At 49.3% G+C, this 26,420-nt stretch carries 22 protein-coding genes and 2 pseudogenes; 18 read left to right on the plus strand and 6 right to left on the minus strand.

The features are described from left to right. The first annotated feature begins 5 nt into the window (after positions 1–5). The gene (locus QUF14_RS22005) at positions 6–344 is read left to right on the plus strand and encodes a hypothetical protein (protein WP_249822557.1); all 339 of its coding nucleotides are present in this window, start codon (positions 6–8) and stop codon (positions 342–344) included. 26 nt (positions 345–370) lie between these two features. Here the strand turns inward: QUF14_RS22005 and QUF14_RS22010 are convergent, their stop codons facing one another. Genes QUF14_RS22010 through tnpA form a run of 3 tightly spaced genes read right to left on the minus strand, consistent with a single transcriptional unit; the run spans position 371 to position 2,986 of the window. Then, positions 371–1,942: an IS66-like element ISCro1 family transposase gene (locus QUF14_RS22010; RefSeq protein ID WP_000381395.1), complete on the minus strand. Its 1,572-nt coding sequence runs from the start codon at positions 1,940–1,942 to the stop codon at positions 371–373. 19 nt (positions 1,943–1,961) lie between these two features. Continuing rightward, positions 1,962–2,309 carry an IS66 family insertion sequence element accessory protein TnpB gene (gene tnpB, locus QUF14_RS22015; RefSeq protein ID WP_000624622.1) on the minus strand — a complete coding sequence of 116 codons (348 nt, stop codon included), beginning with the start codon at positions 2,307–2,309 and terminating at the stop codon, positions 1,962–1,964. Then, positions 2,309–2,986 carry an IS66-like element accessory protein TnpA gene (gene tnpA / locus QUF14_RS22020; protein WP_100733974.1) on the minus strand — a complete coding sequence of 226 codons (678 nt, stop codon included), beginning with the start codon at positions 2,984–2,986 and terminating at the stop codon, positions 2,309–2,311. Before tnpA ends, tnpB begins: the two co-directional genes overlap by 1 nt. Before the next feature lie 107 nt (positions 2,987–3,093). Between tnpA and QUF14_RS22025 the strand changes: the two genes are divergently transcribed. The 7 genes and pseudogenes from QUF14_RS22025 to QUF14_RS22055 all read left to right on the plus strand — a co-directional run. Continuing rightward, positions 3,094–5,202 (plus strand): chitinase, encoded by a 2,109-nt coding sequence (locus QUF14_RS22025; protein ID WP_286333083.1) that lies wholly within the window; start codon positions 3,094–3,096, stop codon positions 5,200–5,202. Positions 5,203–5,207: 5 nt separating this feature from the next. Then, the gene (locus QUF14_RS22030; RefSeq protein ID WP_000867650.1) at positions 5,208–5,618 is read left to right on the plus strand and encodes a hypothetical protein; all 411 of its coding nucleotides are present in this window, start codon (positions 5,208–5,210) and stop codon (positions 5,616–5,618) included. 301 nt (positions 5,619–5,919) lie between these two features. Beyond that, positions 5,920–6,192: pseudogene (locus QUF14_RS22035) on the plus strand (ISAs1 family transposase); the annotation flags it as partial. A gap of 130 nt (positions 6,193–6,322) precedes the next feature. Further along, complete coding sequence (locus tag QUF14_RS22040; protein WP_001361050.1) at positions 6,323–6,670, plus strand: EF-hand domain-containing protein; 348 nt, start codon at positions 6,323–6,325, stop codon at positions 6,668–6,670. Next, a complete protein-coding gene (locus QUF14_RS22045) occupies positions 6,667–7,380 on the plus strand; it encodes an N-acetylmuramidase family protein (protein ID WP_000017277.1) in 714 nt (237 codons plus the stop codon). The genes QUF14_RS22040 and QUF14_RS22045 overlap by 4 nt, the downstream gene beginning before the upstream one ends. After that, positions 7,364–7,813: a hypothetical protein gene (locus tag QUF14_RS22050; RefSeq protein WP_000065119.1), complete on the plus strand. Its 450-nt coding sequence runs from the start codon at positions 7,364–7,366 to the stop codon at positions 7,811–7,813. Before QUF14_RS22045 ends, QUF14_RS22050 begins: the two co-directional genes overlap by 17 nt. A gap of 223 nt (positions 7,814–8,036) precedes the next feature. Then, positions 8,037–8,533: pseudogene (locus QUF14_RS22055) on the plus strand (ISAs1 family transposase); the annotation flags it as partial. A gap of 79 nt (positions 8,534–8,612) precedes the next feature. On the opposite strand, the gene QUF14_RS22060 reads toward QUF14_RS22055, so the two are convergent. Continuing rightward, a complete protein-coding gene (locus tag QUF14_RS22060) occupies positions 8,613–9,749 on the minus strand; it encodes an HlyD family secretion protein (protein ID WP_000364934.1) in 1,137 nt (378 codons plus the stop codon). Positions 9,750–9,751: 2 nt separating this feature from the next. After that, positions 9,752–10,114 (minus strand): DUF3302 domain-containing protein, encoded by a 363-nt coding sequence (locus QUF14_RS22065; RefSeq protein ID WP_000479622.1) that lies wholly within the window; start codon positions 10,112–10,114, stop codon positions 9,752–9,754. Positions 10,115–10,650: 536 nt separating this feature from the next. Here QUF14_RS22065 and mtlA point away from each other — a divergent pair. The 3 genes from mtlA (at position 10,651) to mtlR (ending at position 14,529) form a co-directional block, all read left to right on the plus strand. Further along, positions 10,651–12,564 (plus strand): PTS mannitol transporter subunit IICBA, encoded by a 1,914-nt coding sequence (gene mtlA / locus QUF14_RS22070; protein WP_000093242.1) that lies wholly within the window; start codon positions 10,651–10,653, stop codon positions 12,562–12,564. A gap of 229 nt (positions 12,565–12,793) precedes the next feature. Continuing rightward, positions 12,794–13,942: a mannitol-1-phosphate 5-dehydrogenase gene (gene mtlD / locus QUF14_RS22075; RefSeq protein WP_000645414.1), complete on the plus strand. Its 1,149-nt coding sequence runs from the start codon at positions 12,794–12,796 to the stop codon at positions 13,940–13,942. Then, entirely contained in the window at positions 13,942–14,529 is a 588-nt protein-coding gene (gene mtlR, locus QUF14_RS22080; protein WP_000228261.1) for a mannitol operon repressor MtlR, read from the plus strand. The genes mtlD and mtlR overlap by 1 nt, the downstream gene beginning before the upstream one ends. Positions 14,530–14,539: 10 nt before the next feature. Here mtlR and yibT read toward each other — a convergent pair whose 3' ends face one another. Continuing rightward, positions 14,540–14,749 (minus strand): protein YibT, encoded by a 210-nt coding sequence (gene yibT / locus QUF14_RS22085; RefSeq protein WP_000517099.1) that lies wholly within the window; start codon positions 14,747–14,749, stop codon positions 14,540–14,542. Positions 14,750–15,032: 283 nt separating this feature from the next. Here yibT and QUF14_RS22090 point away from each other — a divergent pair, with 283 nt between their 5' ends. From QUF14_RS22090 to lldD, 7 genes are all read left to right on the plus strand, one after another. Beyond that, complete coding sequence (locus QUF14_RS22090; protein WP_000665680.1) at positions 15,033–15,395, plus strand: YibL family ribosome-associated protein; 363 nt, start codon at positions 15,033–15,035, stop codon at positions 15,393–15,395. 572 nt (positions 15,396–15,967) lie between these two features. Continuing rightward, positions 15,968–16,651 (plus strand): SadB/YajI family lipoprotein, encoded by a 684-nt coding sequence (locus QUF14_RS22095; RefSeq protein WP_100733927.1) that lies wholly within the window; start codon positions 15,968–15,970, stop codon positions 16,649–16,651. Between the two features lie 43 nt (positions 16,652–16,694). Next, positions 16,695–21,014 (plus strand): YadA-like family protein, encoded by a 4,320-nt coding sequence (locus QUF14_RS22100; RefSeq protein ID WP_100733928.1) that lies wholly within the window; start codon positions 16,695–16,697, stop codon positions 21,012–21,014. Between the two features lie 251 nt (positions 21,015–21,265). Next, positions 21,266–22,246, plus strand: coding sequence for an IS110-like element IS621 family transposase (locus tag QUF14_RS22105; RefSeq protein WP_000399629.1), 981 nt, complete (start codon positions 21,266–21,268; stop codon positions 22,244–22,246). Positions 22,247–22,710: 464 nt separating this feature from the next. Continuing rightward, entirely contained in the window at positions 22,711–24,366 is a 1,656-nt protein-coding gene (gene lldP, locus QUF14_RS22110) for an L-lactate permease (RefSeq protein WP_001306611.1), read from the plus strand. Then, positions 24,366–25,142, plus strand: coding sequence for a transcriptional regulator LldR (gene lldR, locus QUF14_RS22115; protein ID WP_001353574.1), 777 nt, complete (start codon positions 24,366–24,368; stop codon positions 25,140–25,142). The genes lldP and lldR overlap by 1 nt, the downstream gene beginning before the upstream one ends. Further along, positions 25,139–26,329, plus strand: coding sequence for a quinone-dependent L-lactate dehydrogenase (gene lldD / locus QUF14_RS22120; protein ID WP_100733898.1), 1,191 nt, complete (start codon positions 25,139–25,141; stop codon positions 26,327–26,329). Before lldR ends, lldD begins: the two co-directional genes overlap by 4 nt. Positions 26,330–26,420: the final 91 nt, after the last annotated feature.

The following is a 26,420-nucleotide window of genomic DNA, read 5'->3' on the forward strand; positions in this document are numbered from 1 at the left end:
TGAACATGAAAATCAGCCATCCCATCAGGGATAAAGAAGGCAAAGAGTTTCGCTCGCTGGATGAGATAATGCGGCTTATTGACAAAGAAGCGCACGGAACCTGGCTGCTGGGTGGAAACGGGCTGTGGCACGGCGGGATACATATCAGTGACGTGTCTAATCCGTTATCAGCCCTGAAACCGGATACCGCCGCTACCGGAGAACCGGTTCCTCTTCAGTTTATGGCCGATGGCACCATTGCGGCGTACCGGATAAATAATGATTACCTGAAAGGCACCTACAAAGGGCAGCAACTCCGTTACAGCAGCACATTTGTTCTGGTGAAATCGCAGTGCCAGCCGTAAGCGACTCGTCAGAACCGTATTGATATTTACTGAGAGCTCAGATCAACTTTCCAGGGCAACAGATCGCGTACCCGGTTTGCCGGCCAGTCCTGGATATGTTCAATGACGTAACGCAGCCACTTTTCTGGCTCCACATTGTTCAGACGGCATGTGCCGATCAGCGAGTACAACACCGCCGCATGTTCACCACCGCTGTCGGAACCCGCGAACATCCAGTTTTTCCGGCCTACGGCCACTCCCCGTAAGGCGTTCTCTGCGATGTTGTTGTCGATTTCCACCCAGCCATTACTGCAGTACACGTTCAGTGCATCCCACTGTTTCAGCAGGTATGCGAACGCTTTTGCCGTATCTGAGTGACGCGACAGTGTTTTCATCTGTTGCTGTATCCAGTCATACAGTGACTGCATCAGTGGCGCGGCTCTGGCTTTTCTTGCCGCCAGACGCTGTTCTGCTGAACAGCCCCGGACCTCTGCCTCGATGGCATACAGTTCACCGATACGCTGCAGGGCTTCCGTGGTGATGTAGGTGGGCGCTCTTGCATGCACATCGTGGATTTTTCTCCGGGCATGAGCCATACACGCGGCTTCCGTTATTCTGCCGGATTCGTATAACGCCCGGTAACCACCGTAAGCATCGGCCTGAAGCACACCGCTGTAACCGGCCAGGTGATTTTGTGGATGGATACCTTTCCGGTCCGGACTGTACGCGAACCAGACCGCCGGGGGCATCTGTGAACCGGCGTTACGGTCATCACGGACGTAGACCCACAGCCGGGCTGTCCGGGTTTTACCGCTGCCCGGCTCCTGGACCGGGACGGGGATATCATCAGCATGGACTTTACCGGGCATCAGCACATACTGGCGCAGGACGTCATACAGCGGCTCCAGCAGTTCAGCAACAGCACCTGTCCAGCGCCCCAGTGTGGCACGGCTCAGCTCCACTCCCTGACGACGGTATATTTCTGACTGGCGGTATAACGGCAGATGGTCTGCATATTTCCCGGTGACAACATGGGCCAGAAGCCCCGCTCCGGCATAACTGCGTGCAATGGGTTTTGAAGGTACTGGTGCCTGCACGATATGGTCGCACCGGCAACAGGCCTGTTTCGGACGTTGTGTTTCGATAACCTTAAAGGCGCTGCTGATAAGCTCCAGTTGCTCTGACACATCACATCCCAGAGAACTGAGTTCACCACCACAGGCAGGACAGCATTCCTCTTCCGGCCGGATAACCCGGGTTTCACGGGGAAGTGAGGCCGGTAACGGTTTACGGGCTGAAGACTGGCGCAGGGCGGATGGCAGTACCGGGTCATATTGCTCACCCAGCGTTTCCGCCATTTCTTCCTGAAGTGCGCTGATTCGCTCCTGTGCTTCCTGTATCTGCCGTTCGGTTTTTGCACGAAGTTTTTCTGAGCTTTTACCGAACTGCATACGTTGCAGTTTCGCAACCAGCGCCTTCAGCCGGTTGATTTCGGAAGCATAAGCCGCCACCCGCTGTGAGAGCAGGCGGTTGTATTCAGCCATCTGGCGGATGGTGTCCTGTTGCGTCTGCAACAGTGCCCGCAGGCGGGCGTTCTCATGAGCAAGTGAGGTGTCCATATCCTCACTTTACAACGGGTTATATGCGGATTCCAGCGCGTTCCGTTCGTTTCGGGTGCTTCCAGTTGATACCTTCAAGAAGCATGGATAACTGAGCCGGAGTAAGGTGCACCTTGCCGTCACGGGTGACTGGCCAGACGAAGCGGCCCCGCTCCAGGCGTTTGGTGAAGAGGCACAGTCCGTCACTGTCAGCCCACAACACTTTTATCTGGTCACCCCGGCGTCCGCGGAAGATGAACAGGTGTCCGGAGAACGGGTCATCCTTCAGGACGTTCTGAACTTTTGATGCCAGGCCGTTAAAGCCATTTCGCATATCGGTGATACCTGCAACCAGCCAGATACGCGAACCTGCAGGGAGAGATATCATCAGTGGCTGCTCCCTTTTATTTCGCGGATAAGTGTCTGTAATAACGCCGGCGTCAGTTTACCTTTAAGCCTGAGAGTTCCGGCCGGCAGAACCAGCTCACAACACAGACTGTCGGACGGTGTATTTATCTGCTCTGGTTCCTGTGCGGGGGCCGGGATTTTATTATCCGGCTCCGGCGTTAACGTCACGGGAAGCAGTGCCGGCATATTTTTTCCGGAAGGCAGCAGGCCACCTTTCCGGTATTGATGGCGCCAGTTGAAGAGCAGGTTATCGTTGATTCCGTTTTCCCGGGCGATCTGCGCCACACAGGCTCCGGGCTGCAGTGACTTCTCCACTAAGGCGATTTTAAACTCATAAGGGAAGTTGGGCCGCCGGGGACGTTTTTTTACCACGGGGGCTTCGGATATAACGGTGCTTTCAGGACGTACGACTGGTACCGTGGAAAATTGTCCGTAAAGGCAGGCATCAAGTTCCTGCTCCGACATGCCTGCGGGCAAAGGCCACGAAAGGCCAGCTCTCCGAAAGCGCACGAACATACTACAAACTGTTGATTTTGGTACACCCAGGCGACGCCCGGCCACAACCCGGGGTAAATGTTCTTCAAAGTGAAGACGTAAAGCTTCAGTGATCCAGGTCCGGTGTTTCATACGATAGTGTCCATTAAAAATGATGGACATTATTTTTGTAGAGCCGGAGGAAACAGACCAGACGGTTTAAATGAGCCGGTTACTGCCAGCCAGACCCGCAAAAAAAAGAAAGCTGGCTGGAATTTTACTGTCTCTATATGCATCTGGCCCCGGTGAACGATTATCCCGGCTACCCCTGCTATAAAGTTAAAACCGGGCATGGTGGCATATTGCTGCACCGATACATCCCGGGAAAGAACGGCCTTCCCGAGGGGCAGGAAAGCGGAGATCATGCCACGTACTGGATACCCCCGAAAATCAGCGGAAACAGGACACTTAATGCGGGAGATCGGTTTGTGTCATCCCGGACCGGACGTTTTTACGTGACCAATAACGGCCAGCCGGTCCTGACGACATTCAGACTGGTTCGCCTGCTGGAAGGCAATAAACCGGGGAATGAGCAGTACTGGGTGACCCTGGATCCGGATCTGATGGAGTCAGATGGCGAAATACAGATGCTGATGCCTGAGTGGATGCAGAAGGCGAAGGCAAAAGGCATTTTTGACTCGGTACAGACGGTCGACGAAACGGAAGAGTGGAAAGTCAGTGCCGGAACACCGGTCGGATTTATGGGATGCGAGGATTATCCTGGCGAGGGAAGCGGTGAGATTGAGCGCGAGTGGTTCGTCCATCTGGAGGTTCTGAGTACAGACCCGAATATGCCAAAGTTCTTATCCAACCCGGCAGGCGTTAAGGGAGAAAAACGGACTGTTCTGGCACCAAAAGGGATAATTTTATACACCCGGCAGGCCGTTCCGGGACAGGAGGTATTTACCGCAACCGCAGCCACACTGGGTGCTCAGCGCGTTCTTCCGCGGGAAGCCACGACACCGATCACGGATGAATCGCAGCAGTGGTGGTTTAATATCACCGGAACCGGCTGGCTGCCACAAAAGGATGTTGAAGAGGCCGGACAGTATGATTTACTGAAGCTGGGTTTTCAACCGCTGGAGGAGAACAGCAGCGGTGACATGACGTACAGCCCGTACGAAGGATGGGTGCCGGAAGCGTTTGACTCAATAAGCCGTGCCGCAGAACAGGGAGATGAGTGGCTGTATGAGCAGGTACCGCCCTTTTATCGTGAGCTGATGGCGGGTATGGATCAGGACGGTGATGGAAAAGTGACGGAGGAAGAGATCAGACAGGCGCTGACCGTGCGTGAACCACTGGTGAGAAATGTGGTGAATCATCTGATAGTTAAACACCACAGCGAATGGTACGGAGGGCGCTCGACAGGGCGGTGGGAAGGATTTTATAAAGATCTGGACACAGAGGAAGTGGCATACTGTGAGAAGTGGCAGCTGGATCTGGAGTGGATGAGCGGGGTATCTCCGTTTAATAGTGATGATGCTGTGTGGCATTTTCATCCGGTTGTGTTTTTGGACGCTATTAATTCCAAATCTGTGTGTGCTTGCAACAGAGATATAACATTAGATGAATTAAAAAAAGTTGCTCCTGCAGTAAGTGAAGGTCTTCTCAAAAGGTACCTCTACGATATAAATGCAGGGTTTATTCGGTTTGGTATGACCACTTGTAGAGAAAAAGCCCATTTTCTTGCTCAAATTATTCACGAGAGCGGTTATTTTAGATATACCAAAGAAATTAATGGTGAATCAGCTTCATATAGTCCGTGGTATGGCCGAGGCTTAATACAAGTTACAGGGGAAAGTAATTACACCGCCTATGGGGAATATATCAATGAGGACGTAACATCTTCAGATTCCGCAAGAGATAAACTTATATCCTCCCCACATTGCGTATTATCTGCGTTTTGGTATTTCAATATATTCAAAAGAATAAATGAAGATGCTAAAAATGATGATTTTAATAAAATTACAGCAGTGATTAATGGAGGGTATAATCATTATGATGAACGGTTGTCGATATTTAATAAATTGGTTACCTCACTTGCTGCCGAGCATTTAAATCAGAAAGCAATGAACGACGATTTCTTGTTTGATGATAGTGACGTATATGATAATAAAGTATATGCTTTGGGATGGGGGATATGGCATGATCCTGATAGCTCCCGAAGAGGGACGATCAAGAGTAACGAAGAAGCATTAAAAGGTTATAGAAGGGCGAAAGAATTAATTGACCTGCATCCGTTTCCTCAGGAAGGGCGTGAGGGTGATAGAAAAGTATATGGAATAGAAAAAAGGAATATATCCACATTTGTAGAGAGACGAATAACTGAACTGGAGTAATTGATATGAAAGTTAACTTATTGGTTTTACTGTTTTGTTTGGTGCCTTGTTGTTTATTGGCTAAACAACAAACAACGGTAGGCTGTTTTAGCGCTGGGAAAACAAATTTAAAGTTTGTTGAAATATCGTCTGGCGATATTTTTTTAGGTTATGTGATTTATGAGAAATCCTCAAAATTTATACCTCTTGCGTTTATAAATAAATTAGAAGTGACTTTCGATGACAGGCCTTCTGAATTTTCTTATGCATGGAGCGAGGTTGTAAATGGAAAAATTAATGGGTTGTATGTTGTTTCCACACAAGGTGCAAGATTTAATTTGTTTCATTATAAATCAATAAGTGGGAAAACAACTGAGTTTGAAGAAAATATTGAGGCATATAATGATGATGGTACTGATTGCAAATGGACTGGATGACCATTGTGCAGTTTTTTATGAAATCGATGCTGTGTTATTAAAATAATAATGCGACTAGGTTGAATTTGTTTATTATTAATTTAAATGTTTTATGATTTTAAGTTAGACATGAATAACTGACTGGAAAATTATTTTTGAGGGATATCGTACAGGCAGGCAGGGAAAGATCACGTAACGCTGCTTTTTTGTACTAGACAATTCGCATTTTATGTTTGAAAATTGAGATATTCCTCATTACCTAAAGCTGTTTTTTATTGCTTATACATGATCAAATACTCCTTACATAATTAAGGAGAACAAAATGGAACTTAAAAAATTGATGGGACATATTTCTATTATCCCCGATTACAGACAAGCCTGGAAAGTGCAACATAAATTATCGGATATTCTACTGTTGACTATTTGTGCCGTTATTTCGGGTGCAGAAGGCTGGGAAGATATAGAGGATTTTGGGGAAACACATCTCGATTTTTTGAAGCAATATGGTGATTTTGATAATGGTATTCCTGTTCACGATACCATTGCCAGAGTTGTATCCTGTATCAGTCCTGCAAAATTTCACGAGTGCTTTATTAAAAGGAAACCAGGGGCGGCTTAATATCACCGGAACCGGCTGGCTGCCACAGAAGGATGTTGAAGAGGCCGGACAGTATGATTTACTGAAGCTGGGTTTTCAGCCGCTGGAGGAGAACAGCAGCGGTGACATGACGTACAGCCCGTACGAAGGATGGGTGCCGGAAGCGTTTGACTCAATAAGCCGTGCCGCAGAACAGGGAGATGAGTGGCTGTATGAGCAGGTACCGCCCTTTTATCGTGAGCTGATGGCGGGTATGGATCAGGACGGTGATGGAAAAGTGACGGAGGAAGAGATCAGACAGGCGCTGACCGTGCGTGAACCACTGGTGAGAAATGTGGTGAATCGTCTGACAGTCAGACACCACAGCGAGTGGTACGGCGGTCGCTCGACGGGACGCTGGGAAGGGTTTTATAAAGATCTGGACCCGAGGAAGTGGCATACTGTGAAAAGTGGCAGCTGGATCTGGAGTGGATGAGCGGGGTGTCTCCGTTTAATAGTGATGATGCTGTGTGGCATTTTCATCCGGTTGTGTTTTTGAATGCTATTAATAATAGCAATTACCCAAAAACTCCTGTAAATAATGAACTTATTCCATTGGAATTTTTACGATTTTATAACGGAGATACCATTGATGATGCAGACTATGAAAATGCTGCAAGGACACTACAATGCGAAGTGGCTGCAATTAAAGCTGTTGCAAAAACTGAAACTGGTAGTTCCGGTAGCTATTTTAAATTTGAACAAGAAGATGATTACGTCCCCTCAATTCTTTTTGAAAGACATCATTTCCATCGATATACGAATGGTGTGTATGATTCTCAACCTGATATTTCCAACAGCCGTTCTGGCGGTTATGGAACACGATCGGAGCAATATCAAAAATTACTTCGTGCATATGTTTTAGATAAGCAAGCTGCGCTTAAATCGGCATCGTGGGGTAAATTTCAGATATTGGCTTCAAATTACCAAGCTGCCGGGTACTCTTCGCCCGAAGAGTTTATAATATCGATTTCAGAGTCAGAGAAAAACCATCTGGCGGCATTCATTAACTTCATAAAATCTAATCCTGTATTATTGCGTGCTATTAGAGATAAAGATTGGCTTAACTTTGCTCTATGTTATAATGGGCAAAGTCAGCGAGGATATGATGACAGAATAAGGGCTAATTATGAGCAATATAGATAGAGCATTAATTTTTATTTTTTTATCTGGAATTCCCTGGACTCTACACGCAGGAAATAATTATTTTTTATGTAATACATCCAAAGGAACTTTGTCATTAACAAGTTTTGGTGAAACGTTGATTTATGAAATGAATAGTCAGCATGGGAATAAATTTCAATTCATTTCAGATGGACCAATGTATTCAGGATTTTTTTATAATCATTACTCCAGATTTCAAACGGATTACTTTAGCGTTAGTTTTATTCAAAGTGGATATAAGTACTCCGTGTTTAGCAATTACGACAACGGTAGTAACATGCGAGGGGTTAGTGTCATTGATATGAAAACAAAAAAAGAATACGTTTATAATTGCAAAGATTATAAAGTGGACAGGCTTTATAATCTGAAAAAAAAGCTTAAATGTGATATTAATAATGTACTAAGTTGTCAGTAAATTGTATCTTACAATGTTCGGGCGGTACGATTTACTGAAGCTGGCTTTTCATAGGCTGGAGGAAAACAGCAAGGGTAATAAAGGTAAAGACCATATAACGCCGATTTTTTGCACTAAACAATTAGCACTAAATGTCCAATAATCAAGATATCCCTTATTATTTAATAAGTGTTTTCATAGCTTATATATATTCAGACACTCCTTACATAAACAAGGAGAAAAAATGGAACTTAAAAAATTAATGGAGCATATTTCTACTGTCCCGATTACAGACAAGTCTGGAAAGTAGAGTATAAATTATCAGATATCCTAGTGCTGATTATTTTCGCCATCATTTCCGGAGCTGAAGGATGGGAAGATATAGAGGATTCTGGTGAGACTCATCTCGATTTGTTGAAGCAATATGGTGATTTTTAATATGGTATTCCTATTCACGATATCATTACCAGAGTTGTGTCCTGTATCAGTCCTGGAAAATTTCACGAGTTCTTTATTAGCTGGATGTGTGACTGTCATTCTTCAGATAATAAAACCATCATCGCAATAGATGGAAAAGCACTCCAGCACTTTTTTGATTAGCATCGTCGCAGAGGAACAATTCATAATCATTGCGATCTCGACGATGTATAGTCTGATCCTGCGGCAGAACAAGACGGATAAAAAATCCAATGAGAGCACACTCATCAAGAACTTCTCAACCTAATGAATATTAAAGAAAAATCATCGCAGCCAATGAAGTAATATGCAAAAATAATTAGTCCTTACAAGGAGCAAAGTTCCATAATCTCCCCCGCCCCCCTCAATGATCCAAATAAAGATAATGCATCCAACTGGTCATTCTTAGCAGCACTTTTCGCATCACCGAAACATGGCTGAAATGGTCGGAGTAAACTGCCACCTGGGCGTAGATGCCGTCGGGTAAAGCATCGATATCAGCGTTAGGGTCCAGTTCGATGGTTCCCAGCACACCGTCCGTGCCGGGTACGACGGTTAATGATTGCAGTACCCCCTGCGCCTGATACGAACCACCAGGCACCACCGGCAAGATGCTGGTCAGTTTGCCGTGGAACACCTGCCCAGGTAGCGCGTTAAACACCACTTCCGCATCATCGCCGGGTTTCAGACGTAACAGCGAGTTCTGCCGAAATTGGGCGACAATTTGCCGTTTTTGCTCGGGGATGAAAACCATCACCGGACGTAGCGGCAAGGCAGCTGCGTATGTACCTGGGCGGATCAGTACCTGAGTAACGTAGCCATTGCTTGGTGCGCGAATGACAGTCTGCTCAAGGTTATATTTTGCTTCAGTAAGTTGCGCTCTTAAGCTCACAATCTGCGATTGCTCACCGTTAACCATACTGTCGAGCTGGCTCTGGATTTGCGCCTGCTCCGCCACCGAGCCTTTCACCAGCGCGTCCTGCGCGAGGAAGTTTTGCCGCGCATCGTCGATGTCACGTTCCGAGAACGGATTCACTGCCGCCTGGCTGCCTTTCAGGTAACGTTGATAATTTTTAAACAAGCGGTCACGCTCCGCTGAAACCTGGGTGGTATTGGCTTGCGCTTCAGTGAGCTGCGCGCGCAGTGTCTTTATATTATGCGTCGCCGTCATCAGGTCAGCCTGAAGTCTGTCGACTCGCGCCTGATAACGTACCGGGTCGAGCTTAAAAAGCACCTCGCCCTTCTGTATAAGCTGATTATTCTTGTCAGTGACTTCAGTCACGATCCCCGTCACCTGTGGCGTGATGGGAATAGCAATCACCGCTTTCTGTGCGGTAAAAGTGTAAGGGTGGTTGTAGTTCATCAACAAAATCAAACCGCTTACCAGAAAAACGCCTCCCAGCGCCGCCGTCGCCAGCGTCCACTGATTCACCGGAATACGGAAGATTTTAAAGACCGCCCATGCCAGCGCCACGTAAGTTAAAACAATCAACAGATCCATAATTAGATCTCCGGGAACGTGGAATAGTCAGCCTTTTTCTCGGCGGCGAGTTGATGCTCCAGCCGGGAAATTCGGTCAGAAAGTGCGGCGATTTCCGGGTCAGTCGCTTTCTCCTGCGACGCAACATGTGACTGCATACCCCAGCCACGCTCCGGTTGATAGAGCGTCGCCCAGATCCACAGGAACGGCCAGATAACATGCAGAGTAAACAGGCTCACCCAGCCCGCCGTATGAATAGCGTCGGCATGGGGGTGATTGCGCTTTTTGGCAATCAGATAAGGGATGTCATGTATCGCGATGATTCCATAAAAAATCACCAGAAAGACGAAGATCAGCACTCCCAACGCGAAATAGTTTAGAAACATATCTGCCTCGGATTCACGTTTATCGGTGTTGTTTTTTGGCTGGCAGCCAGAAGGGAGTCAGGCTGATATTTTGACAATAATTCGGGTTCGCGATTCTCGCCATAACACCAAAGAATAATTTTTAGAGGTGATGAGTTGCTTAGTTACATAACGATTTTATGACGAAGGCATAACATGCTGCAGATCACATCAGGTGAACGCCGTAAGAAAATATCTTGTGATTCAGATCACAAAGATTCAACAAACTAACAAAACAAAAATGTGACATTACTCACATTTAAATGCCATTTTTAGCGAAAATCGTCGTCTTGTTGCTTTTTTACACAAGTATTTTGTGATGTATATCACGTCAATTACCTCTCTACCCCCTATATTTATGTGATTCATATCACACAAAAAGCCGTCGACTGGACAGTTAACCGATTCAGTGCCAGATTTCGCACTATCCACAAGGTCCGGCTACCTCTGCCGCCACATTAACAAAAAACCTCGGGCTTCCAGCCTGCGCGACAGCAAACATAAGAAGGGGTGTTTTTATGTCATCCGATATTAAGATCAAAGTGCAAAGCTTTGGTCGTTTCCTCAGCAACATGGTGATGCCAAATATCGGCGCGTTTATCGCGTGGGGTATTATCACCGCATTATTTATTCCAACAGGGTGGTTACCGAACGAAACGCTGGCGAAGCTGGTCGGGCCGATGATCACTTATCTCCTGCCACTACTGATCGGTTATACCGGTGGTAAGCTGGTAGGCGGCGAACGTGGCGGCGTAGTCGGTGCCATCACCACAATGGGCGTTATCGTCGGCGCAGATATGCCGATGTTCCTCGGTTCTATGATTGCAGGTCCGCTGGGCGGCTGGTGCATTAAGCACTTCGACCGCTGGGTAGACGGTAAGATCAAATCCGGTTTTGAGATGCTGGTGAATAACTTCTCCGCTGGCATCATCGGGATGATCCTCGCTATTCTGGCGTTCCTCGGCATTGGCCCAATTGTTGAAGCCCTGTCCAAAATGCTGGCTGCGGGCGTTAACTTCATGGTTGTCCATGACATGCTGCCGCTGGCGTCTATCTTTGTTGAACCGGCGAAAATCCTGTTCCTCAACAACGCCATTAACCACGGTATCTTCTCGCCGCTGGGTATTCAGCAGTCCCATGAACTGGGTAAATCCATCTTCTTCCTGATTGAAGCTAACCCAGGTCCGGGTATGGGTGTTCTGCTGGCGTACATGTTCTTTGGCCGTGGTAGCGCTAAACAGTCTGCGGGCGGTGCGGCAATCATTCACTTCCTGGGGGGTATCCACGAAATCTACTTCCCGTATGTGCTGATGAATCCGCGTCTGATTCTGGCCGTTATCCTCGGCGGTATGACTGGCGTGTTCACGCTGACTATCCTGGGCGGTGGTCTGGTTTCTCCGGCATCTCCGGGCTCTATCCTTGCGGTACTGGCGATGACGCCAAAAGGTGCTTACTTCGCTAACATCGCGGGTGTGTGTGCGGCGATGGCAGTCTCCTTCGTTGTCTCTGCCATTCTGCTGAAAACCAGCAAAGTGAAAGATGAAGATGATATTGAAGCAGCAACTCGTCGTATGCAGGACATGAAAGCGGAGTCTAAAGGTGCGTCTCCGCTGTCTGCGGGCGATGTGACTAACGACCTGAGCCACGTCCGTAAAATCATCGTTGCCTGTGATGCCGGTATGGGTTCCAGTGCGATGGGCGCAGGTGTGCTGCGTAAGAAAATTCAGGATGCAGGTCTGTCGCAGATTTCTGTTACTAACAGCGCGATCAACAACCTGCCGCCAGATGTGGACCTGGTCATCACTCACCGTGACCTGACCGAACGCGCTATGCGCCAGGTTCCGCAGGCACAGCATATTTCGCTGACCAACTTCCTCGACAGCGGCCTGTACACCAGCCTGACCGAACGTCTGGTTGCTGCCCAGCGCCATACTGAAAACGAAGTAAAAGTGAAAGACAGTCTGAAAGACAGCTTTGACGATTCCAGTGCTAACCTCTTCAAACTGGGTGCGGAAAACATCTTCCTCGGTCGCAAAGCGGCCACCAAAGAAGAAGCGATTCGTTTTGCTGGCGAGCAGCTGGTGAAAGGTGGTTACGTTGAGCCGGAATACGTTCAGGCAATGCTGGATCGTGAAAAACTGACCCCGACTTATCTGGGTGAGTCCATCGCGGTACCGCACGGTACGGTTGAAGCGAAAGATCGCGTACTGAAAACGGGCGTGGTGTTCTGCCAGTACCCGGAAGGCGTGCGCTTCGGTGAAGAAGAAGATGACATTGCCCGCCTGGTGATTGGTATTGCTGCCCGTAACAACGAGCACATTCAGGTGATCACCAGCCTGACCAACGCACTGGATGATGAGTCCGTCATCGAGCGTCTGGCGCACACCACCAGCGTAGATGAAGTACTGGAACTGCTGGCAGGTCGTAAGTAATCCAACCCCACTCTCTCCACATGGAGACGGTGGGGCTAATTGCCTGATGCGCTACGCTTATCAGGCCTACAAAACAAAGCACAATTTGTTGAATTTGCACGTTCTTGTAGGCCGGATAAGGCGTTTGCGCCGCATCCGGCGCGGCTCCTCTCCACATGGAGAGGGTTTGGGTGAGGGAAAAGCCTCACCCCAGCCCTCTCGGGTAAAAACATTGATGAAGGTTAATACTATGAAAGCATTACATTTTGGCGCAGGTAATATCGGTCGTGGCTTTATCGGTAAACTGCTGGCAGACGCGGGTATCCAACTGACGTTTGCCGATGTCAATCAGGTGGTACTTGATGCCCTGAATGCCCGTCATAGCTATCAGGTTCATGTGGTCGGTGAAACCGAGCAGGTAGATACCGTTTCTGGCGTCAATGCTGTCAGCAGCATTGGTGATGATGTCGTTGATCTGATTGCTCAGGTTGATTTAGTCACTACCGCCGTGGGCCCGGTTGTGCTGGAACGTATTGCTCCGGCAATCGCCAAAGGGCTGGTGAAACGTGAAGAACAAGGTAATGAATCCCCACTGAACATTATCGCCTGTGAAAACATGGTACGCGGCACCACGCAACTGAAAGGCCATGTGATGAACGCCCTGCCAGAAGACGCCAAAGCGTGGGTAGAAGAACACGTTGGCTTTGTGGATTCCGCCGTTGACCGCATCGTACCGCCTTCCGCTTCGGCAACGAACGATCCGCTGGAAGTGACAGTCGAAACCTTCAGCGAATGGATTGTCGATAAAACCCAGTTCAAAGGTGCACTGCCGAACATCCCAGGCATGGAGTTAACCGACAACCTGATGGCATTTGTTGAGCGTAAACTCTTCACCCTGAATACAGGTCATGCTATAACCGCGTACCTCGGAAAACTGGCAGGTCATCAGACCATTCGTGACGCAATTCTCGACGAGAAAATCCGCGCGGTAGTAAAAGGGGCGATGGAAGAAAGTGGCGCTGTACTGATTAAGCGTTACGGTTTTGACGCGGACAAACATGCGGCGTACATCCAGAAAATCCTTGGTCGTTTTGAGAACCCGTATCTGAAAGACGATGTAGAGCGCGTAGGCCGTCAGCCGCTGCGTAAACTGAGTGCTGGCGACCGTCTGATCAAGCCACTGCTCGGAACGCTGGAATATGGTCTGCCACATAAAAACCTGATTGAAGGTATTGCCGCTGCAATGCACTTCCGCAGTGAAGATGATCCGCAGGCTCAGGAACTGGCAGCACTGATCGCCAACAAAGGCCCGCAAGCCGCACTGGCGCAGATTTCTGGCCTTGATGCAAACAGCGAGGTTGTATCCGAGGCGGTAACCGCTTATAAAGCAATGCAATAATGGTGGACCAGGCGCAGGACTCCCTGCGCCCGAATAACAGATTGTCAGATATGCAGGCAACAATGGAACAAACCCAGGCCTTTGAAAACCGTGTGCTTGAGCGTCTGAATGCTGGCAAAACCGTGCGAAGCTTTCTGATTACCGCCGTCGAGCTTTTGACCGAGGCGGTAAATCTTCTGGTGCTTCAGGTATTCCGCAAAGACGATTACGCGGTGAAGTATGCTGTAGAACCGTTACTCGACGGCGATGGCCCGCTGGGCGATCTTTCTGTGCGTTTAAAACTCATTTACGGGTTGGGTGTCATTAACCGCCATGAATATGAAGATGCGGAACTGCTGATGGCATTGCGTGAAGAACTAAATCACGACGGCAATGAGTACGCCTTTACCGACGACGAAATTCTTGGCCCCTTTGGTGAGCTGCACTGTGTGGCGGCGTTACCACCGCCGCCACAGTTTGAACCCGCAGACTCCAGTTTGTATGCAATGCAAATTCAGCGTTACCAACAGGCTGTGCGATCAACAATGGTCCTTTCACTGACAGAGCTGATTTCCAAAATCAGCTTAAAAAAAGCCTTTCAAAAGTAAGTACTTTCGCTTACTTCTCCTCTACCTGTTTCGGCCGATAAAGCCGACGATAATACTCCAGACGTTGTAGATATAACGGCACGCTTTCATCAGGTATTCCGGACGGAATCGCATTGCGGGGAGGAAGTTTTTTCAGATACTCCCGGAACGCCTGGCTCGATGCCATGAAATCTACAGCTTTATCGATAAGAAGCGGAACGTTTTCACCTAATTTACCCATGATGATATCTCCGTATTACCCCGCGCCGGGAATGCGCGGCCGCCAATTTTAGTTTAGATCCCGGTATAAATGACATTAAGGAAAACGTGCTCAATCCTCAATAATGATCCTCTTCTGTTGTCTATCTTTTTTCTTTAAATTTCCTAATTAATCAATAGATTGGGTGATTTTCAAACACATTAATGGTTACAATCTGGAACTATTACAATTCCATCTGTTGTGAACAAAGCACCTGGTCGCGCATACTAGAGGCTATAAATTTATCTCTATCAGAAGTCATCACATGAAAGAAGTCGAAAAAAACGAAATCAAACGTCTCAGCGATCGCCTGGACGCTATCCGCCATCAGCAGGCTGACCTGTCACTGGTTGAAGCCGCAGATAAATATGCCGAACTGGAAAAAGAAAAAGCCACGCTGGAAGCCGAAATTGCTCGCCTGCGTGAAGTTCACAGCCAGAAACTCAGTAAAGAAGCGCAAAAACTGATGAAAATGCCCTTCCAGCGCGCGATTACCAAAAAAGAGCAGGCTGATATGGGCAAGCTGAAGAAAAGTGTTCGCGGACTGGTAGTTGTGCATCCGATGACCGCGCTGGGCCGTGAAATGGGCCTGCAAGAGATGACCGGATTCTCTAAGACCGCATTTTAAGTACCTGTCTCACCGCTGTAATCACAGCCTCTTACGATTTACTCGCTCCTGCTGGCACATGCAGGAGCCTGCTACCAGATACGAATGTCTTTAACATTCTTATCACTATTGCTTCCATCTCACCGGCTCTTTGAAGCGCATATTACAGGCTAAATTCTGAAATTATGGTATGGAATAAGAAAGTGATATATAAGCGATAACAATGAATTAATACATATTAATGCCTGTAACAGCCATTAATTATTTATATTAATCGCTCAGCATCACACACTTCCCAAGAAAACATCACCATGCTGAATATTAATATTTCTCCTGGTCGGTGTTTACATCCGGTGAAACATTTGACATTGATTGACATCGATAATTAAAATCCGCGCGATTAATATTATTGGCTACAATCTGAAATTGTCTGACATTTAATGTCATATTCGCACTACCAATTAATACAACAATTAATAGAAAAAGTCTCTTATAAATTTATATTGCGTATATTTTCCACTCGAATCATTCATAAAAAGGATGATTACGCCGTAACAGTTAACGTATCGGGATCATGAAAAGGAATTCACCCTATGAGCATCAAAAAAGCACTATTAAGCATGTTTATAACATTGCCACTCTGGGTATTGACTGGGTGTGACTATATTGAGAAAGCGGATCTGATCGACGATCTCGCCAAACAGCAAGAATTGCAAAAAAGTAAAATAGAGATTCTTGAAAAACAACAAGAACAATATAAAAGAAAGATAGAATCTATTGAAAATCAACAAATTAATATTGCAAACACCACTAAAGTGCTGGCAGGTGTAGTAAAGGCGGTTAAAGACAAACAGGACGAATTTGTCTTCACCGAATTTAACCCAGCACAAACAAAATACTTCATTTTAAACAATGGCTCGGTTGGTTTGGCTGGCCGGGTGTTGGCTATTGATGCGGTTGAAAATGGCAGCGTTATTCGTATTTCGCTGGTCAACCTATTAAGCGTTCCCGTATCAAATATTGGCCTTCAAGCTACATGGGGCAATGAAAGACCCATCGATAACAAAGCGCTGGCAAAATGGCAGCAATTACTGTTCAACACCACCATGAACTCCACCCTGCAATTAATGCCTGGTCAATGGCAAGACATTAATCTGACATTGAAAGGCGTTTCACCTAATAACCTGAAGTATCTGAAATTGTCCATCAATATGGCCAATATTCAGTTCGATACTGTTCAACCTGCTGAAAATCGGCAGCGAAAAAACAAAAAATAAATGCAGCTTCTGCGCTTATATCAAGGAATAGAGAGCATCAATAATGAACAAAATATTTAAAGTTATCTGGAATCCAGCCACCGGGAGTTACAGCGTTGCTAGCGAAACGGCGAAAAGCCGCGGAAAGAAGTCCGGACGCAGTAAGCTGTTAATTTCTGCCCTGGTTGCGGGTGGGTTATTGTCTTCTTTCGGCGCGCAAGCAAACGCCGGGAATGACAACGGTCAGGGCGTTGGAACTGGCACAGGCTGGGTAGCTATTGGTGAAGGCGCAAAGGCAAACGCCTTTACAGATGGTAGTGGTGCCAGCACTGCGGTCGGTTATAAATCTAACGCCCAGGGCGCCTGGAGTTCCGCTATTGGGGCACTTACCAGTGCAATTGGTGATGCTTCAATGGCCTTCGGTGTTAATGCCGTTTCAACCGGTCAGCGAAGTATTGCTATGGGTGCATCATCAAGCTCACTCGGTGAGTTTTCAATAGCGCTCGGACGATATGCAAGTTCGGGTGGTAAGTATTCAGTTGCGCAAGGGGATAAATCCAATGCAGCTGGTTTGAACGCCACTGCGGTGGGGAGTAACAGTAATGCGGCGGGCGAGAAAGCTATTGCGCTAGGAAACGCAACTAAAGCTACTGAAATTATGAGCATTGCTCTTGGTGACAGTGCCAATGCCTCGAAAGAATATTCTATGGCGCTGGGAGCAAGTAGCGTTGCAGCAGAGGCTAACGCGATCGCTGTAGGCCGCAACAGCGCAGCTAACGGCACAGACAGCCTCGCTTTAGGCAGAAAATCTCTCGCCAGCGCGGCTAACGCGGTTGCGATTGGCGCTGAGACCGAAGCCGCTGAAAATGCAACGGCAGTGGGTACTAAAGCTGAGGCAAATGGGCTTAACAGTATCGCGTTGGGCTACGGGAGTATTGCAAATACCGATAATACGATTGCTCTGGGTAATCAAAGCCAGGCAATCGCTGCGGGTGCCATTGCCATCGGTCAGGGGAATAAAGCTGACGGCGTAAATGCAATCGCACTGGGAAATGGGAGTATTACCGGTGGGGCAAATGCCATTGCTCTTGGACAAGGCAGTTATGCCGGTTTAGAAAATGGTACTGCAATTGGTGCTCAGGCCAGTGCTCAGGGGAAAAATTCAGTTGCTCTGGGTGCTGATTCTGTCGCGACTGAAGCGGATACTGTCTCCGTGGGTAACACAACAGTTCAGCGAAAAATTGTCAATATGGCAAAAGGTGATATCGACACTGACAGTACTGATGCCATCAATGGATCACAGCTTTATGCTATTAGTAAGTCAGTAGCGGATAATCTTGGTGGAGGAGCGACCGTCAATTCGCAGGGCGTGGTGACTTCCCCGAATTACAGACTGAAAAATGGTATTTATGGCAATGTTGGCGACGCCTTAGCGGATCTAAACACGAATACGATACAATGGGACAACCTTAAAAGGGGATATAGTGCGGCACACGGCACCAACGCCACCAACAAAATCACCAATGTCACCGCTGGCGAACTCTCTGACACCAGCACCGACGCCGTTAACGGTTCTCAGCTGAAAACCACTAACGATAACGTGGCGACTAACACCACCAATATCACTAACCTGACTGATACGGTGACTGACCTTAGTGAAGACGCCCTGAAATGGGACGACGCCGCAGGCGCATTCACCGCTGCACACGGCACTAACGCCGTCAACAAAATCAGCAACGTACAAGCTGGCATAGTCTCCTCTGACAGCACTGACGCCATAAATGGCTCACAACTTTACGGTTTGGCTGATTCATTCACGTCCTATCTGGGTGGTGGTGCTGATATTAGCGATACAGGTGTATTAACCGGGCCAACCTATAGTATTGGCGGCACTGACTACACTAACGTCGGGGATGCTCTGGCTGCGATTAACACTTCATTTAGTGATTCTCTCGGTGATGCTCTGCTCTGGGATACAACCGCAGGCAAATTCAGCGCCAAACACGGCATTAATAATGATCCCAGTGTAATCACTGATGTTGCAAACGGTGCAGTCTCGTCCACCAGTAGCGACGCTATTAACGGTTCACAGCTTTATGGCGTTAGTGACTACATTGCCGATGCTCTGGGCGGGAACGCTGTGGTGAATGCGGACGGCAGTATCACCGCACCGACTTATGCCATCGCTGGCGGCAGTTACAGCAACGTTGGTGACGCACTGGAAGCGATCGATACCACACTGGATGATGCTCTGCTCTGGGATGCAACAGCCAATGACGGTGCTGGTGCATTCAGCGCCGGTCGTGGGGTAGATAACACTGCCAGTAAGATTACTAACGTCTCAAATGGTGCAATCTCTGCCACCAGCAGCGATGCCATTAACGGTTCACAACTGTATACCACCAATAAGTACATTGCTGATGCCCTGGGTGGTGACGCAGAAGTTAACGCTGATGGCACCATGACTGCACCGACTTACACCATTGCGAATGCCGAGTACAACAATGTCGGTGACGCTCTGGATGCGCTTGATGAGAACGCGCTGCTGTGGGATGCGACCGCCAATAACGGCGAAGGGGCTTACAACGCCAGTCATGACGGCAAGGCCAGCATTATCACAAACGTTGCTGATGGTAACATTGGTGAAGGTAGCACCGATGCTATCAACGGTTCTCAGCTGTTTAACACCAATATGCTGATCCAGCAGAACAGCGAAGTCATCAATCAGCTTGCCGGTAACACTAGCGAAACCTACATCGAAGAAAACGGTGCGGGCATTAACTATGTGCGTACCAATGACACCGGTTTAACCTTCACCGATGCCAGCGCAGCAGGCATTGGCTCTACTGCTGTGGGTTATAACTCTGTTGCCAAAGGCGATAGCAGCGTGGCCATCGGTCAGGGCAGCAGCAGCATCGTTGATACGAGTATTGCGTTGGGTAGCAGTTCCGTTTCCAGCCGTGTAATAGTTAAAGGTTCTCGTGACACCAGCGTGTCGGAAGAAGGTGTTGTGATTGGTTATGACACAACTGACGGTGAACTGCTTGGCGCATTGTCGATCGGTGACGATGGTAAATATCGTCAAATCATCAATGTTGCCGATGGTTCTGAAGCCCATGATGCCGTTACGGTTCGCCAGTTGCAGAATGCGATTGGTGCAGTAGCCACCACGCCGACCAAATACTATCACGCCAACTCAACGGCTGAAGACTCACTGGCAGTCGGTGAAGACTCGCTGGCAATGGGCGCAAAAACCATCGTTAATGGTAATGCAGGTATTGGTATCGGCCTGAACACTTTAGTTCTGGCAGATGCGATTAACGGTATTGCTATCGGTAGCAACGCGCGTGCAAACCATGCAAACAGCATTGCAATGGGTAATGGTTCTCAAACTACCCGTGGCGCACAAACTGGCTACACCGCCTACAACATGGATACACCGCAGAACTCTGTGGGTGAATTCTCCGTAGGTAGCGAAGACGGTCAACGTCAGATCACCAACGTCGCGGCTGGTTCGGCGGATACCGATGCGGTCAACGTGGGTCAATTGAAAGTAACGGATGCGCAGGTTTCCCAGAATACCCAGAGCATTACTAACCTGAACAATCAGGTGACGAATCTGGATACTCGCGTGACCAATATCGAGAACGGTATTGGCGATATCGTAACCACAGGTAGCACCAAGTACTTCAAGACCAACACCGATGGCGTAGATGCTAACGCCCAGGGTAAAGACAGTGTGGCGATTGGTTCTGGATCCATTGCTGCCGCTGACAACAGCGTCGCTCTGGGTACAGGCTCCGTGGCCAACGAAGAAAACACAATCTCTGTGGGTTCTTCTACCAACCAGCGCCGTATCACCAACGTTGCTGCCGGTGTTAATGCCACCGATGCGGTTAACGTTTCGCAACTGAAGTCTTCCGAAGCAGGTGGTGTTCGCTACGACACCAAAGCTGATGGCTCTATCGACTACAGCAACATTACTCTCGGTGGCGGCAATGGCGGTACGACTCGCATCAGCAACGTTTCTGCGGGCGTGAACAACAACGACGCAGTGAACTATGCACAGTTGAAGCAAAGTGTGCAGGAAACGAAGCAATACACCGATCAGCGCATGGTTGAAATGGATAACAAACTGTCCAAAACCGAAAGCAAGTTGAGCGGTGGTATCGCTTCCGCAATGGCAATGACCGGTCTGCCGCAGGCTTACACGCCGGGAGCCAGCATGGCCTCTATTGGTGGTGGTACTTACAACGGCGAATCGGCTGTTGCTTTAGGTGTGTCGATGGTGAGCGCCAATGGTCGTTGGGTCTACAAATTACAAGGTAGTACCAATAGCCAGGGTGAATACTCCGCCGCACTCGGTGCCGGTATTCAGTGGTAATGATCCATTAATGAATGGGTAAACGCCAAATTGCGTGATGCGCTACGCTTATCAGACCTTGTATTATCCCTCCTGTGCAGAGAAAATCGGCCAGTTTTCTCTGCCTGCAGTCCGCATGCCGTATCGGGCCTTAGGTTTTCAACCTGTTGCGTAGATTTATGCAGCGGACTGCCTTTCTCCCAAAGTGATAAACCGGACAGTATCATGGACCGGTTTTCCCGGTAATCCGTATTTGCAAGGTTGGTTTCACGATGGAACATGAACTTCATTATATCGGTATCGACACCGCTAAAGAGAAACTGGATGTCGATGTGTTGCGTCCTGATGGTCGTCATCGCACCAAAAAATTCGCTAACACCACTAAAGGGCACGATGAGCTGGTGAGCTGGCTGAAGGGTCACAAGATTGACCATGCGCATATCTGCATCGAAGCGACCGGCACCTATATGGAACCTGTCGCAGAGTGCCTTTACGATGCAGGCTACATAGTGTCAGTCATTAATCCTGCGTTGGGTAAAGCTTTCGCTCAGAGTGAAGGACTGCGTAACAAGACTGATACCGTGGATGCGCGCATGCTGGCAGAGTTCTGTCGTCAGAAGCGCCCTGCAGCCTGGGAAGCGCCTCACCCGCTTGAACGCGCGTTGCGTGCCCTGGTAGTACGCCACCAGGCGCTGACAGATATGCACACGCAGGAACTGAACCGCACTGAAACGGCGCGGGAAGTCCAGAGACCGAGCATTGATGCTCACCTTCTGTGGCTTGAAGCAGAGCTGAAGCGTCTTGAGAAGCAGATAAAAGACCTGACAGACGATGATCCGGATATGAAACACCGCAGGAAACTGCTGGAAAGTATCCCGGGTATCGGAGAGAAAACATCTGCGGTATTACTGGCTTATATCGGTCTGAAGGACCGCTTCGCCCATGCCAGACAGTTCGCCGCTTTTGCGGGTCTGACACCACGGCGTTATGAATCAGGCAGTAGTGTGAGAGGGGCAAGCCGGTTGAGTAAAGCCGGACATGTGTCGCTTCGCAGGGCGTTGTATATGCCTGCAATGGTAGCCACCAGTAAGACTGAGTGGGGACGGGCGTTCCGCGACCGTCTGGCGGCTAATGGCAAGAAAGGAAAAGTGATTCTCGGCGCGATGATGCGCAAGCTGGCACAGGTGGCGTATGGAGTGCTGAAGTCAGGCGTACCGTTCGATGCGTCACGGCATAATCCGGTAGCTGCGTAAAAATCGCGGAAGGGATGAAAAAAACAGCGCCTGACGGCGCTGTGTCTGGCATGCCTGCAATCTGGGAAACCAGGGTAGAAAAAAACTTGCAGGCCATAACAGTATCTACGGGATGATTCAGCACATTCCTGTAGGACGGATAAGGCGTTCACGCCGCATCCGGCAAGATAAGGCGTACCAGATCAACAATCTGAGGGCAATTCTCTGATGGGAATTGCCCTTTTCTTTACAGACATCTACCTCACTCCAAATTGGCCCTACCAATTCTTCGCTTATCTGACCTCTGGTTCACAGTTCCCCAATTAAAACTCACATCAATGTTGCCAATGCATAACATTTAGTTAACTATTCATTGTCATTATCCCTACACAACATAATTGGCAGTGCCACTTTTACACAACGTGTGACACGGAGATGAGCAACAGACTCATCACGCGGCGTGTGTGGACTGCAGGAGACCTGCAATGAATCTCTGGCAACAAAACTATGATCCCGCCGGGAATATCTGGCTTTCCAGCCTGATAGCATCGCTTCCCATCCTGTTTTTCTTCTTTGCGCTGATTAAGCTCAAACTGAAAGGATACGTCGCCGCCTCGTGGACGGTGGCAATCGCCCTTGCCGTGGCTTTGCTGTTCTATAAAATGCCGGTCGCTAACGCGCTGGCCTCGGTGATTTATGGTTTCTTCTACGGTTTGTGGCCCATCGCGTGGATCATTATTGCAGCGGTGTTCGTCTATAAGATCTCGGTGAAAACCGGGCAGTTTGACATCATCCGCTCGTCTATTCTTTCGATAACCCCTGACCAGCGCCTGCAAATGCTGATCGTCGGTTTCTGTTTCGGCGCGTTCCTCGAAGGGGCCGCAGGATTTGGCGCACCGGTAGCAATTACCGCCGCATTGCTGGTCGGTCTGGGCTTTAAACCACTGTACGCCGCCGGACTGTGCCTGATTGTTAACACCGCGCCAGTGGCATTTGGCGCGATGGGTATTCCGATTCTGGTCGCCGGGCAGGTAACAGGCATCGACAGCTTTGAGATTGGTCAGATGGTGGGGCGTCAGCTACCGTTTATGACCATTATCGTGCTGTTCTGGATCATGGCGATTATGGACGGTTGGCGCGGAATCAAAGAAACGTGGCCTGCGGTCGTGGTTGCAGGTGGTTCGTTTGCCATCGCTCAATACCTCAGCTCTAACTTCATTGGGCCGGAACTGCCAGACATTATCTCTTCGCTGGTATCGCTGCTCTGCCTGACACTGTTCCTCAAACGCTGGCAGCCGGTGCGCGTATTCCGTTTTGGTGATTTGGGGGCGTCACAGGTTGATATGACGCTGGCCCACACCGGTTACACCGCGGGTCAGGTATTACGTGCCTGGACACCGTTCCTGTTCCTGACCGCTACCGTAACACTGTGGAGTATCCCGCCGTTTAAAGCCCTGTTCGCATCGGGTGGCGCGCTGTATGAGTGGGTGATCAATATTCCGGTGCCGTACCTCGATAAACTGGTTGCCCGTATGCCGCCAGTGGTCAGCGAAGCGACAGCTTACGCCGCCGTGTTTAAGTTCGACTGGTTCTCTGCTACCGGTACCGCCATTCTGTTTGCTGCCCTGCTCTCGATTGTCTGGCTGAAGATGAAACCATCTGACGCTATCAGCACCTTCGGCAGCACACTAAAAGAACTGGCTCTGCCTATCTACTCCATCGGTATGGTGCTGGCATTCGCCTTTATTTCGAACTATTCCGGACTGTCATCAACACTGGCGCTGGCACTGGCGCATACCGGTCATGCATTCACCTTCTTCTCGCCGTTCCTCGGCTGGCTTGGGGTATTCCTGACCGGGTCGGATACGTCATCTAATGCTTTGTTTGCCGCTTTGCAGGCTACCGCCGCACAACAAATTGGCGTTTCTGACCTGTTGCTGGTTGCTGCCAACACCACCGGTGGTGTCACCGGCAAAATGATCTCTCCGCAATCTATCGCTATCGCCTGTGCGGCGGTAGGACTGGTGGGCAAAGAGTCTGATTTGTTCCGCTTTACTGTCAAACACAGCCTGATCTTCACCTGTATGGTGGGCGTGATCACCACGCTTCAGGCCTATGTCTTAACGTGGATGATTCCTTAATGATTGTTTTACCCAGACGCCTGTCAGACGAGGTTGCCGATCGTGTGCGGGCGCTGATCGATGAAAAAAACCTGGAGGCGGGCATGAAATTGCCCGCTGAACGTCAACTGGCAATGCAACTCGGTGTGTCGCGAAATTCACTGCGCGAGGCGCTGGCGAAACTGGTGAGCGAAGGTGTACTGCTCAGTCGACGCGGCGGCGGGACGTTTATTCGCTGGCGTCATGACACATGGTCGGAGCAAAACATCGTCCAGCCGCTGAAAACGCTGATGGCCGATGATCCGGATTACAGTTTCGATATTCTGGAAGCCCGCTACGCCATTGAAGCCAGCACCGCATGGCATGCGGCAATGCGCGCCACACCTGGCGAAAAAGAGAAAATTCAGCTTTGCTTTGAAGCAACACTCAGCGAAGACCCGGATCTCGCCTCACAAGCGGACGTTCGTTTTCATCTGGCGATTGCCGAAGCCTCACATAACATTGTGTTGCTGCAAACCATGCGTGGTTTCTTCGATGTCTTGCAATCCTCAGTGAAGCATAGCCGTCAGCGGATGTATCTGGTACCCCCGGTTTTTTCACAACTGACCGAACAACATCAGGCTGTCATTGACGCCATTTTTGCCGGTGATGCTGACGGGGCGCGTAAAGCAATGATGGCGCACCTTAGCTTTGTTCACACCACCATGAAACGATTCGATGAAGATCAGGCTCGCCATGCACGCATTACCCGCCTGCCTGGTGACCATAATGAGAATTCGAGGGAGAAAAACGCATGATTATTTCCGCAGCCAGCGATTATCGCGCCACAGCACAACGCATTCTGCCGCCATTCCTGTTCCACTATATGGATGGGGGGGCATATTCTGAATACACCCTGCGCCGCAACGTGGAAGATTTGTCAGAGGTGGCGCTGCGCCAGCGAATTCTGAAAAACATGTCCGACTTAAGCCTGGAAACGACGCTGTTTAATGAGAAATTGTCGATGCCGGTGGCGCTAGGTCCGGTAGGTTTGTGTGGCATGTATGCGCGACGCGGCGAAGTTCAGGCCGCAAAAGCGGCGGATGCACATGGCATTCCGTTTACTCTCTCGACCGTTTCTGTTTGCCCAATTGAAGAAGTCGCCCCCGCCATCAAGCGTCCGATGTGGTTCCAGTTATATGTGCTGCGCGATCGCGGCTTTATGCGTAACGCGCTGGAGCGTGCAAAAGCGGCAGGCTGTTCAACTCTGGTCTTCACTGTGGATATGCCAACGCCTGGTGCGCGTTACCGTGATGCGCACTCTGGAATGAGCGGCCCGAACGCGGCAATGCGCCGCTACTTGCAGGCGGTAACGCATCCGCAATGGGCGTGGGATGTGGGCCTGAATGGTCGTCCGCATGATCTCGGTAATATCTCGGCTTATCTCGGCAAACCGACCGGACTGGAAGATTACATCGGCTGGCTAGGGAATAACTTCGATCCTTCTATCTCATGGAAAGACCTTGAGTGGATCCGCGATTTCTGGGATGGCCCGATGGTGATCAAAGGGATCCTCGACCCAGAAGATGCGCGTGATGCGGTACGTTTTGGCGCAGATGGCATTGTGGTTTCTAACCACGGTGGCCGCCAGCTGGACGGTGTACTCTCTTCTGCCCGTGCGTTGCCTGCTATTGCAGATGCGGTGAAAGGTGATATCGCCATTCTGGCAGATAGCGGCATTCGTAACGGGCTTGATGTCGTGCGTATGATTGCACTCGGTGCCGATACTGTACTGCTGGGTCGTGCTTTCCTGTATGCGCTGGCAACGGCGGGCCAGGCGGGCGTGGCAAATCTGCTTAATCTGATAGAGAAAGAGATGAAAGTGGCGATGACGCTCACTGGCGCGAAATCGATTAGCGAAATTACGCAAGATTCGCTGGTGCAAGGGCTGGGTAAAGAGTTGCCTGCGGCGCTGGCTCCGATGGCGAAAGGGAATGCCGCATAGTCGTTTCCCCCTCGCCCCTCCGGGGAGAGGGCCGGGGTGAGGGGAAAAGGCCGCACCACTTCTCAATTTTCTGCTATCCTGCCCCCGCACT

It is taken from the genome of Escherichia sp. HH091_1A (assembly GCF_030295175.1).
GTDB lineage: Bacteria > Pseudomonadota > Gammaproteobacteria > Enterobacterales > Enterobacteriaceae > Escherichia > Escherichia coli_F.